Here is an 11,560-nt window from a genome sequence, read left to right on the forward strand (position 1 = left end):
CCGCATCCGCGTCGCCGTCAGCATCAGCGTCCGCGTCTGCATCAGCGTCCGCATCGGCATCCGCGTCCGCATCCGCATCCGCATCAGCGTCGGCATCCGCATCAGCGTCGGCATCCGCGTCAGCATCAGCGTCGGCATCAGCGTCAGCGTCAGCATCCGCGTCAGCGTCCGCGTCAGCATCCGCATCCGCGTCGCCATCAGCATCAGCGTCCGCGTCTGCATCAGCGTCCGCATCGGCATCAGCGTCGGCATCGGCATCTGCATCTGCGTCCGCGTCGGCGTCAGCATCCGCGTCAGCATCCGCATCCGCGTCAGCGTCAGCGTCAGCGTCGGCGTCTGCGTCAGCGTCCGCGTCGGCGTCCGCATCGGCATCCGCGTCCGCATCCGCATCCGCATCAGCGTCTGCGTCAGCATCCGCGTCAGCGTCCGCGTCGGCGTCAGCATCCGCGTCAGCGTCCGCGTCGGCGTCAGCATCCGCGTCGCCATCAGCATCAGCGTCCGCGTCTGCATCAGCGTCGGCATCGGCATCCGCATCCGCATCCGCATCAGCATCAGCGTCAGCATCTGCATCTGCATCTGCGTCGGCATCAGCGTCGGCATCCGCATCTGCATCTGCGTCGGCATCAGCGTCGGCATCCGCGTCGGCGTCGGCGTCAGCATCCGCGTCCGCATCTGCGTCAGCGTCAGCGTCAGCGTCAGCGTCGGCATCTGCGTCCGCGTCGGCGTCAGCATCCGCGTCAGCATCCGCATCCGCATCCGCATCCGCGTCAGCGTCAGCGTCGGCGTCAGCATCAGCGTCCGCATCAGCATCAGCATCTGCATCTGCGTCGGCATCAGCGTCGGCATCAGCATCTGCATCGGCGTCAGCATCTGCGTCCGCATCTGCGTCAGCGTCAGCGTCGGCATCCGCATCTGCATCGGCGTCAGCATCTGCGTCAGCATCTGCGTCAGCATCTGCGTCAGCATCTGCGTCAGCATCTGCGTCAGCGTCGGCATCGGCATCAGCGTCGGCATCGGCATCAGCATCAGCATCTGCATCTGCATCTGCATCCGCATCAGCATCAGCATCCGCATCAGCGTCGGCGTCCGCATCTGCATCCGCGTCAGCATCTGCATCTGCGTCGGCATCCGCATCGGCGTCAGCATCTGCATCGGCGTCAGCGTCCGCATCCGCGTCGGCATCGGCATCAGCATCAGCATCAGCGTCGGCGTCGGCGTCAGCGTCGGCATCGGCATCAGCATCAGCATCAGCATCGGCATCAGCATCGGCATCAGCATCAGCATCAGCATCAGCATCAGCATCAGCATCAGCATCGGCGTCAGCATCTGCATCGGCATCGGCGTCAGCATCCGCATCAGCGTCAGCGTCCGCATCTGCGTCGGCATCCGCATCGGCATCGGCATCGGCATCGGCGTCAGCATCCGCGTCAGCGTCCGCATCGGCATCCGCATCGGCATCGGCATCGGCATCAGCGTCTGCATCAGCGTCAGCATCCGCATCAGCATCAGCATCAGCATCAGCATCTGCATCCGCGTCAGCATCCGCATCCGCGTCAGCGTCAGCATCCGCATCAGCGTCGGCATCAGCGTCCGTGTCATCGCTCGCCGACGAGCTGCCTCCGCTGGCAAGCAGCACTCCCCCGACCACAAGCGCGCCGAGAGCGGCGGCAAGGCCGTTGCCGTCGAGCCAGCCTATCGCGCCATCGTCATCGACGAAAACCAGCGCGCTTTCCGTTGTCTGGCCAACGTAATAATTCGCAACCCGAACGATCTCGCCGGATTTGAGGTGGATAAGAAGGTCGTCGCCTTCCCTGGTATAAAAATCCACATCCGTTTGCCGGAATGGAAGCCGAACCTGGCTCGGCCCATCCAGCTGGATAGACGACAAGTCGACCGTGCGCTGCGCACCGTCTCCCTTGTCAATTATGGTTACAGCCACATCTTTCTCCCATACTCTGTTAAGCCCTGTTTCACTTCATTATTCTGCATCGTTACGCGTCTGTTATTCTCACCTTCGATCCCAGGAACACTCTGCCGAAACCGGCAATCTTGAGCCGCCAATACCGCCCCGTAAAAATGAGATATTGCAGGGTTTATTGCGCTCAACCGTTATGGAACCGTCACCCGAACCCGGAAAAATCCGTGCGCCGGTTCGCTTGTCCAATGCTGAAAAAATCGCGAATGCGAATGCGACGGGACCAAATGTGCTTGCAATTACGGAAACCGGTTTTCTTTCTGTAGCGGCGGAAAATCCGGCAATATCCGAATCGCCTGCGACAGCGATCACCGCCAGATCCGGCCTCAGCCGGGCGACCTGGGACAGCCTGCCGTCCTGGCCGGCATCATCACCCACGACGACGCAGCACAGGGGGTATTCGTCCAGCCAGTGCCCCCAGTGGGACCCCGGCAGGGGATATGCCTCAGCCCCAAGCAGTTCCGCACATTGGTCAATATGTTCAAACATGTCATGCCGGGATGTCAGCACTCCGATACCTGGCCAGCCGCAGGCGCGGCGGCGGAATGCTTCCTGAAAACCTCCGAAATGCATGGACACACCCCTTGCGGAACGGGCAAAGCCCCGGATCGAAAACGCCTTAACCCGACTGCCGCCGAAACAGAGCCACGGCGACAAGGACGGTCGCCGCGGCGCCGCCCAGGCTGTAGGAAATCAATGCTGTCAGCGGTCCCGCCCCCAGGCTGAAAGCAGCCAGGGTAGATAGAAACCCGCCTGAAATCGCAGCGCAGACATAGGCTGGAAGGGTAGCGGTCCCGCGCCGCTGCGGCGCCGGGTCAGGGGCATCGGCTTGTCTCCGCCCAGCAAAAACGTCCGGTTTTGCCAGAAGTGGAATCGACCAAAAAAGTTTCGCGCACCCGTTAACAGGTTGGGGGTTTATCCGATGGTGACTTCTGCGTCAAAACCGGACATTTTTGTCAAGCACTTACAGCCACCTACAGCCCCGCGCCCGGTAACAAGTCTTTTTTGATATCATGTTTAATTGGTCAGTAGTGCTGTCTATTCTGGGCCACAAGGAAAGAACATGAAAATCGGATATGCCAGGGTCTCGACCGAAGATCAGAAACTCGACCTTCAGATATCAGCTTTGAAAATGGCCGGGTGCCAGAAGATATACAGGGATTTCGGCGTTTCCGGCATGTTGACATTGCGGCCCGGCCTGTCGGCGATGATGAAGTCGCTAACTCCGGGGCAAACGGTCGTGGTCTGGAGACTGGACAGACTTGGCCGATCCCTGAGCGGGCTGATAAAGCTGATCGACGATATTTCCCGGAAAGGAGGAGAGTTCCAATTCCTTACCGAGGCGATCAATACCGGGTCCTCCAGCGGAAAACTGGTGTTTCACATGATGGCCGCCCTTGCCGAGTTCGAGCGGTCCCTTATCAGCGAAAGGACCAAGGCGGGATTGCAGGCCGCGCAAAGAAAAGGTGTCAGGCTGGGCCGTCCCCCCAGCCTGACGAACGAACAGATTTATGCGGCCATTCATGACCTTGAGCATGAAACCGTTGAAGAGGTCTCGATAAAATACGGTGTCTCTGTCCGCACCATGAAACGATATTACGAAAAGCATGGCGGATAGCCCTGCCGCGAACTTCGGCAGGGGATTGCAGCGGAGTCACGGCGTTTTCGCCACCCGCCCGGCCTGCGCAAAAGGGTGCGGCGCGGCCTGCGACACCGAATCCCGAGAAAAACGCTTAACTTTCTCGCCCGCGCGTTCTAACGTCGCAGCCGGAAACGAAACATGCCGAGGCCCCCATGCTCGTCACCATCCCCGATCTGCTGACCCCGGAAGAGGTCGCCTATATCCGTCAGGTGCTGGAAGGCACGAACTGGATCGACGGCCGCATGACGGCCGGCGATCAGGCCGCCAAGGTCAAGAACAACCTGCAAGTGCCGCAAGACAGCCCCGAGGGGCGCGAGTTGGGCAATATCGTCCTGCGCGCATTGGGGCGCAACCCGGTCTATTCCTCGGCGGCGCTGCCGCTGCATATCCTGCCGCCGATGTTCAACCGCTACGACGAGGGCATGACCTTCGGCGCGCATGTCGATGGCTCGATCCGGGTCGCGCCGGGCACGTCGCAGCGGCTGCGCACGGATGTATCCACCACGATCTTCCTGACCCCGCCCGAGGATTACGACGGCGGCGAACTGGTCGTGCATGACACCTACGGCCAGCACGCGGTCAAGTTGCCCGCCGGTCACGCGGTGGTCTATCCCGCGACCTCGCTGCATTCGGTGACGCCGGTGACGCGCGGTTCGCGTTGGGGGTCGTTCTTCTGGGCGCAGTCGATGGTGCGCGACGACTGGCGGCGGCATATGCTTTACGATCTGGATTGCTCGATCCAGCGTATCCGGGGGATGCTGCCCGACGACGATCCGGCGGTGACGGGGATCACCTCGCATTATCACAACATGATCCGCCACTGGGCCGAGGTCTGATGGCCGAACCCGGCCCGATCCCGCCCGATATCGTCGCGCTTTGCGATTACGAACGCCACGCGGCGGCACGCCTGCCCGCACCCGTGCGCGCCTATATCGACGGGGCGGGGGCGGATGGGCTGACGGCGGCGGCCAACCTGGCCGCCTGGCAGGCGATCCGGCTGCAAGGCCGGGTGCTGGCCGATATGCGCGGCGCCGATACCGCGCTGGAATTGCTGGGCCTTTCGCTGCCCCATCCGCTGATCCTCGCCCCCGTGGCCTTCCACGCGCTGGCCCACCCGGACGCCGAACACGCGACCGCGCTTGGCGCGGCGGCGGCGGGCGGCGTGATGGTGGTCTCGACCCAATCCGGCCTGCCGCTGGAGGAAATCGCCGCCCGCGCGCAAGGCCCGCTGTGGTTCCAGCTTTACATGCAGCCCCAGCGTGAGGACACGCAGCGCCTGATCGCCCGCGCCGAGGCGGCGGGCTATCGCGCCCTTGTCGTCACCGTCGATGCCCCGATCAACGGCATCCGCAACATGGAACAGCGCGCCGGTTTCCGCTTGCCCGAGGGGCTGCGCGCCGTCAATCTGGACGGTTGCCGCCCGCCGCAGATCCGCAGCGAACCGGGGCGCAGCCCGGCCTTCCTCGGCCTGCTCGACACCGCGCCGAGGTGGGAGGACATCGCCTGGCTGCGCGGCCAGACCCGCCTGCCGATCCTGCTGAAGGGCATCACCGCGCCCGACGATGCCGCGCGGGCGCTGGATGCGGGGATGGACGGGGTGATCGTGTCGAACCACGGGGGACGGGCGCTGGACACCCTGCCCCCCACCGCCGAGATCCTGCCCCATATCGCGGAACGCATCGCCGGGCGCATCCCGGTGCTGTGCGACGGCGGTATCCGGCGCGGCACGGATGCGCTGAAGGCGCTGGCGCTCGGGGCATCCGCCATCCTTATCGGCCGCCCGCAGGTCCATGCGCTGACTGTGGCGGGCGCGGCGGGGGTCGCCCATATGCTGACCATCCTGCGCGCGGAACTGGAGGTCGCGATGGCCCTGACCGGCTGCCGCGATCTGTCCGCCATCGACAGGGGCGCGATCTGGCCCGCCGCGTTGTAGATTCGCAGCCACAGAATCAAATAAAAACACTCGGATAATGCATGCGCCGCCTTGACGCTTGCCGCTGCGTTATTCATGAAGGTCCGATCCGGGCCTTTCGGGTCCATCCTCCGCGTAGCCAGCGCCACGGCGCCAGCAAGAAACCTGCTTCTCGATATCAATCGAAGGGGCTGTCAACTATCGTCTTGCAGGAGCAATCCCATGACCCCAAAGAAACCACAGGGTCCGACGCGTCCCGACAGCCGGGCCGCGTTCAGCCCTACGCTCGGCCTCTTGCCCGCGCTTGCGGTGACCGCTGCCGTGGCAGGTCCCGCCTATGCCCAGGATCCCGCCGCAACCGGCGATTCCGTGGTGCTGGATACCGTCGTCATCACCGGCCAGCAGGGCGGTGAGGCGCGTTCGAATTACAACGTCAATCAGGCTTCGTCGGACAAGATGACCGCGCCCTTGGTGGACACGCCGCGCACGGTGCAGGTCATCACCCAGCGCCAGATCGAGGAACGCGGGGCGTCCTCGCTCTACGACGTGCTGCGCACGACGCCGGGCGTCACGCTGGGCACGGGCGAGGGCGGCAACCCGATGGGCGACCGCCCCTTCATCCGCGGCTACGAGGCCTCGACCGACATGATGGTGGACGGCATCCGCAGCCTTGGCCGCACCAGCCACGAGGCGTTCAACGTCGAGCAGATCGAACTGGTCAAGGGCCCCGGCGGCGCCTATTCGGGCCGCGGCGGCACGGGCGGTTCGCTGAACATGGTGACCAAGCAGGCCCGTCTGGGGGAAGAGTTCTACGAGACCTCGGCCAGCATCGGCACCGACAACCAGTATCGCGCGACGCTGGACACCAACTTCCGGCTTGGCGAGCATGCGGCGGGGCGCCTGAACCTGTTCTGGCAGGACGCCGAAGTGCCGGGCCGCGGCGGGATCGAGGACGACAAGGTCGGCATCGCCGCCGCCGTCACCGGCCAGATCGCCGAGGCGACGAAGCTCAGCTTCAACGCCTATCGCAGCAAATCGGAAAGCACCCCAGATTTCGGGATTCCGATGGCGAATCAGAACTATGTCGATGCCACGGGTGACACCGGCTATGGCACCGGCACCACGGGCGACCCGTTCGAACCGCTCGGCAATGTCAATCACAGCCAGTTCTTCGGGCTGCACGACCGCGATTTCCGCGAGAACACGAACGACAACGCCACGCTGAAGCTGGAACATGAGTTCTCGCCCAGCTTCCGCACCCATGCGCAACTGTCCTATTTCGGCAGCGAGCAGAAATATATCGTCACCCGTCCGACGTTCGAACTGGACGATGATGGCAACGGCGTTCTGCAACGCGCCTCGCGCAGCGGCTACAGAGAGACCGATACGGTCGCCTTCCACTGGGGATTCTCGGGCGAAGCCGTGACCGGCACAGTCGAACACGACTATGCCTTCGGTCTGGAATACGCGCGCGACAAGCTGCGCAGCGGTTCGGTCAGCGGCTTCCCTGGCGGCACTAGTGACTTCAACACGCCGGACTGGCAGAACCCCGACCCGAATATTCCGGTCGATATGAGCGGCCTCGAATACGGTGAGCTTGGCCTGCCGACGATCACCCGCAGCAAGTCGATCTATGCCTTCGACACGATGAAGTTCAACGAACAGTGGCAACTCAGCCTCGGCGCGCGTTACGAGATGTTCGACGTCGATCAGCAAAGCGGTTCCACGCCGTTGCGCCAGAAGGACAATATCTGGAGCTATCAGGCCGGTGTCGTCTACAAGCCCGCGCCGAACGGTTCGATCTATTTCTCATACGGCACCTCGGCCAGCCCCTCGGGCATGTGCGCCGGGCAGGCAGGCGGTTCGGAAGGCGCGGGCGCTTGCACGCTGACCGGCAACAGCAACAATCTCGATCCCGAAAAGACCCGTGCTTTCGAACTCGGCACGAAATGGGATCTGATGGACGAGCGGCTGGCTGTCACGGCTGCGCTGTTCCGCACCGAGAAAACCAATGCGCGTGCTGAAGATCCCGTCACCGGGGATGTCGATACGATCGGCAAGAACCGTGCGCAGGGTCTGGAACTGGGCGTGAACGGACAGATCGACGACCGTTGGGCGATTTCGGCTGGTTACACCTACACCGATGCCGAAATCATCAACGGCGGCGGCGATGGCTCCACCGACGGCAACCAGATGCACTACATCGCCAAGCACAGCCTCGCCGTCTGGACCACCTATGACGTGGACGACCGCTGGACCGTCGGCGGCGGCGCGACCTATACCGGCAAGCGCTTCATGAACGCGGCCAATACGTCGCAACTGCCCGCGCAATGGCGCGTCGATGCGATGGCGGCCTACAAGATCAGCGAGAACGCCGATTTGCAGCTCAACATCAACAATATCTTTGATGAAAAGCTCTATGACGCCTCGCACGTCGGTCTGTTCGCCAACGTTCAGGCGGGCCGCAATGCGATGCTGAAGCTGAACTATCGCTTCTGATATCCTGCAAAAAAATGCAAAGGCGCCCCCTTTCGGGGCGCCTTTTCCATGCGCGCGGGGTCTGTCGATCATCGCCATCGCAAGGAAAGGAATCGGTGAGCATGGGGTATAGCGGCCCATGCCCTCACCGTTCACCCCCGGCACGTCGGTAACGAAACCGGCCCCGGCGTTACGGCACGCCGTCCAGCGGCAGGGGGTGGTTGCGCGGCTATCTTTCGCCGCCGACGGCCTTCTGGATCAGCTTCGCGATCTGGCGCAGCATCGGCGCGCGGGCCGAACTGCGCCGCCAGACCATGCCGATGGTGCGGCTTGGCGGGGGCTGGTCGGCAAAGGGGACAAAGCGCAGGTTGCCGCTTTCGGCCAGCGGGCCTTGCGTCGCCAGCCGGGGCAGCAGCGTGATGCCCATGCCCGCCGCGACCATCTGGCGCAGGGTTTCCAGGCTGGTGGCGCGAAAGCCGGTTTCCTGCGCGCCCCAACGGTGGCACAGGCTCAGCGCCTGGTCGCGCAGGCAATGGCCGTCTTCCAGCAGCATCAGCTTTTGCGCGGCAAGGTCGTTCATCGAGACGCTGTCGCGCGCGGCCAGCGCATGGGCGGGCGGGACCGCCAGCAGAAAGGGTTCGTCGAACAGCCGCGTCACCTGCAAGCCGCCGTCGTGGATCGGCAGCGCCAGCAGGGCGGCGTCCAACTGGCCCGCATGCAGGCGGTCCAGCAGCAATTCGGATTTCTCCTCGACCAGTTGCAACTGGACGCCGGGAAAACGGCTGGCGATGCGCGGCACCAGCGCGGGCAGGATATAGGGGCCAAGGGTCGGAAACACGCCAAGGCGCAAGCGGCCCGCACCGCTTTCGCGGTTGCGGGCTGCGATGTCGTGGATGTCCTGCACGCCGGTCAGGATTTCGCGCGCCCGCGCGACGATCTCTTCGCCTGCGGGGGTCAGGATGGCCTGGCGCGAGCCGCGCTCGACCAGCTTCAGGCCCAGCTTTTCCTCAAGCTTGCGGATCTGGGTCGAAAGCGTGGGCTGGCTGACGCCGCAGACCTCGGCGGCGCGGTGGAAATTGCCAAGCCGGGCAAGCTCGACCAGATATTGCAGCTCTTTCAGCGTCATCGCGGTAGGCCCGCCCCAAAGGGGCGGGCGCAGGCGGTCAAGCCGCCTTTTCCTCGGGCGCGCTGACGCGGATCAGGTGGTCGAAGGCGGCAAGGGACGCCTTCGCGCCTTCACCCATCGCGATCACGATCTGCTTGTAGGGCGTCGTGGTGCAATCGCCCGCCGCAAAGACGCCGGGGATCGAGGTCGCGCCGTGGCCGTCGGTGACGATCTCGCCGCGCGCCGACAGTTCGACCGAGCCTTTCAGCCAGTCGGTATTGGGCAGCAGGCCGATCTGGACGAAGATGCCGCTCAGCGCGATGCGATGCGCCTCATCCGTGGCGCGGTCGATGTAGGCCAGGCCGGTGACCTTGCTGCCGTCGCCCTCGACCTCGGTGGTGCGGGCGTTGGTGATGATGCGCACGTTGGGCAGGCTGCGCAGCTTGCGTTGCAACACCTCGTCGGCGCGCAGGTGCTGGTCGTATTCGATCAGCGTCACTTCGCTGACGATCCCGGCAAGGTCGATCGCCGCTTCCACGCCCGAGTTGCCGCCGCCGATCACCGCAACCGGCTTGCCCTTGAACAGCGGGCCGTCGCAATGCGGGCAATAGGCCACGCCCTTGTTGGCATATTCCCTTTCACCCGGCACGCCCATCGTGCGCCAGCGCGCGCCGGTGGACAGGATCACGCTGCGGGCGGTCAGGGTGGCGCCGCTTTCCAGCGCGACCTCCAGCAGGTCGCCGTTCTGCGTCAAGGACTTGGCGGTTTGCAGGTTCATGATGTCCACGTCGTATTCGCGGATATGGTTTTCCAGCGCCTGCGCCAGCTTCGGCCCTTCGGTATGGGGGACGGAAATCAGGTTCTCGATCGACATGGTGTCCAGCACCTGCCCGCCAAGACGCTCGGCCACGATGCCGGTGCGGATGCCCTTGCGCGCGGCATAGATCGAGGCCGCCGCACCGCCCGGCCCGCCGCCCACGACCAGCACGTCGAAGCTGTCCTTGGCGGCCAGCTTCGCGGCCTCGCGTTCGGCGGCGCCGGTGTCGATTTTCGACAGGATCTCCTCCAGCCCCATGCGGCCCTGGCCGAAGACCTTGCCGTTCAGGTAGATCGTCGGCACGGACATGACCTGGCGGCTTTCGACCTCGGTGCGGAAATCGGACCCGTCGATGGCGACGTGGCGGATGCGCGGGTTCAGCACCGCCATCAGGTTCAGCGCCTGCACCACGTCGGGGCAGTTCTGGCAGGATTGCGAAAAATAGGTCTCGAAGGTGAAATCGCCCTGCATGCCCTCGATCTGTTCAAGGATCTCGCGCTCGGCCTTGGGGGGATGGCCGCCGACCTGCAACAGCGCCAGCACCAGCGAGGTGAATTCATGCCCCATCGGCAGGCCCGCGAAGCTCAGCGAAATGTCATGGCCGGGGCTGGTCAGCGCGAAAGAGGGGCGGCGTTCGTCATTGCCGTCCTCGGCGACGGAAACCTTGTCCGACAGGGACGCGATGTCGCGAAGCAGCGCCACCATCTCGGCCGATTTCGGCGTGTCGTTGATGGATGCGGTCAGCACGACGGGGCGGGTCAGACGCTCAAGATAGGCCTTGAGCTGGGTTTTCAGGTTGGCGTCAAGCATGGGAAGGCTCCTTAACTGGTCGGTTCCCCTGCGCATGATCCCAGGCGCAGGGGGCGGGCCGGTTTCCCGGCCACGGCTTCGCAGCCGATCAACTTGGCAAGCATCTACTGGTTAACAGGGCGGGACACCGGCCCCGCCGCAGCCGCGAATTCGATGCTCAGATCTTGCCGACCAGTTCCAGCGAGGGGGCCAGCGTCTGTTCGCCTTCCTGCCATTTGGCGGGGCAGACCTCGCCCGGATGGGCGCGGACGTATTGGGCGGCCTTGATCTTGCGCACCAGGTCCTCGGCGTTGCGGCCGATGCCCTCGGCGGTGACTTCCATCGCCTGGATGATGCCGTCGGGATCGACGATGAAGGTGGCGCGGTCGGCCAGCCCTTCGGCTTCGCGCATGGCGTCGAAGTTGCGGGTGATGATGCCCACCGGATCGCCGATCATGGCGTATTGGATCTTGCCGATGGTGTCGGACGAATCATGCCATGCCTTGTGGGTGAAATGCGTGTCGGTCGAGACCGAGAACACCTCGACGCCCATCTTTTGCAGCTCGTCATAATGGTCTGCAACGTCGCCCAGCTCGGTCGGGCAGACAAAGGTGAAATCGGCGGGATAGAAGAAGAACACCGCCCATTTGCCGGCGATGTCGGCATCCGAGACGTCGATGAACTTGCCCTGTTTGTAGGCTTTTGCGGTGAAGGGTTTGATCTTGGTGTTGATCAGGGCCATGTGTCCATTCCTTTGTTCAAGTCTTGCAGGCGCCCCGGCGTTCCGAGGGTGCTGCAATGCGGAATATATGCTGCGTGCGCGAATATGAAATAGATCGGAT

Annotated in this window: 9 protein-coding genes and 1 pseudogene; 4 read left to right on the forward strand and 6 right to left on the reverse strand. The window is 63.9% G+C overall.

Annotated elements, in window-relative coordinates:
- From Q0O97_RS13610 to Q0O97_RS13615, 3 genes and pseudogenes are all read right to left on the reverse strand, one after another.
- Positions 1 to 1,584, reverse strand: a 1,584-nt coding sequence (locus Q0O97_RS13610) for a hypothetical protein (protein ID WP_294930292.1), incomplete at its 3' end; no start/stop codon positions are given.
- A gap of 172 nt (positions 1,585 to 1,756) precedes the next feature.
- Positions 1,757 to 1,939 (reverse strand): annotated as a pseudogene (locus Q0O97_RS17500) (BapA prefix-like domain-containing protein); the annotation flags it as partial.
- Positions 1,940 to 2,008: 69 nt separating this feature from the next.
- The gene (locus tag Q0O97_RS13615) at positions 2,009 to 2,548 is read right to left on the reverse strand and encodes a hypothetical protein (RefSeq protein WP_294930295.1); all 540 of its coding nucleotides are present in this window, start codon (positions 2,546 to 2,548) and stop codon (positions 2,009 to 2,011) included.
- Between the two features lie 490 nt (positions 2,549 to 3,038).
- On the opposite strand from Q0O97_RS13615, the gene Q0O97_RS13620 reads away from it, so the two are divergent.
- The 4 genes from Q0O97_RS13620 to Q0O97_RS13635 all read left to right on the forward strand — a co-directional run bounded on the left by Q0O97_RS13620 (position 3,039) and on the right by Q0O97_RS13635 (position 8,028).
- Positions 3,039 to 3,593, forward strand: coding sequence for a recombinase family protein (locus Q0O97_RS13620; protein ID WP_294930298.1), 555 nt, complete (start codon positions 3,039 to 3,041; stop codon positions 3,591 to 3,593).
- Positions 3,594 to 3,769: 176 nt separating this feature from the next.
- On the forward strand, positions 3,770 to 4,453 hold the full coding sequence (locus Q0O97_RS13625; RefSeq protein WP_294930301.1) for a Fe2+-dependent dioxygenase: 684 nt from the start codon (positions 3,770 to 3,772) through the stop codon (positions 4,451 to 4,453).
- Positions 4,453 to 5,550 carry an alpha-hydroxy acid oxidase gene (locus tag Q0O97_RS13630; RefSeq protein ID WP_294930304.1) on the forward strand — a complete coding sequence of 366 codons (1,098 nt, stop codon included), beginning with the start codon at positions 4,453 to 4,455 and terminating at the stop codon, positions 5,548 to 5,550. Before Q0O97_RS13625 ends, Q0O97_RS13630 begins: the two co-directional genes overlap by 1 nt.
- Before the next feature lie 201 nt (positions 5,551 to 5,751).
- Positions 5,752 to 8,028 (forward strand): TonB-dependent siderophore receptor, encoded by a 2,277-nt coding sequence (locus Q0O97_RS13635; RefSeq protein ID WP_294930307.1) that lies wholly within the window; start codon positions 5,752 to 5,754, stop codon positions 8,026 to 8,028.
- Positions 8,029 to 8,236: 208 nt separating this feature from the next.
- Here Q0O97_RS13635 and Q0O97_RS13640 read toward each other — a convergent pair whose 3' ends face one another.
- The 3 genes from Q0O97_RS13640 to ahpC all read right to left on the reverse strand — a co-directional run bounded on the left by Q0O97_RS13640 (position 8,237) and on the right by ahpC (position 11,460).
- Positions 8,237 to 9,133, reverse strand: a complete 897-nt coding sequence (locus tag Q0O97_RS13640) for a LysR substrate-binding domain-containing protein (RefSeq protein WP_294930310.1) — start codon at positions 9,131 to 9,133, stop codon at positions 8,237 to 8,239.
- Positions 9,134 to 9,170: 37 nt separating this feature from the next.
- Positions 9,171 to 10,739 carry an alkyl hydroperoxide reductase subunit F gene (ahpF, locus tag Q0O97_RS13645; RefSeq protein ID WP_294930314.1) on the reverse strand — a complete coding sequence of 523 codons (1,569 nt, stop codon included), beginning with the start codon at positions 10,737 to 10,739 and terminating at the stop codon, positions 9,171 to 9,173.
- 157 nt (positions 10,740 to 10,896) lie between these two features.
- Positions 10,897 to 11,460, reverse strand: coding sequence for an alkyl hydroperoxide reductase subunit C (gene ahpC, locus Q0O97_RS13650; RefSeq protein WP_294930317.1), 564 nt, complete (start codon positions 11,458 to 11,460; stop codon positions 10,897 to 10,899).
- Positions 11,461 to 11,560 lie beyond the last annotated feature (100 nt).

The organism is uncultured Paracoccus sp., from assembly GCF_945915435.1.
GTDB lineage: Bacteria > Pseudomonadota > Alphaproteobacteria > Rhodobacterales > Rhodobacteraceae > Paracoccus.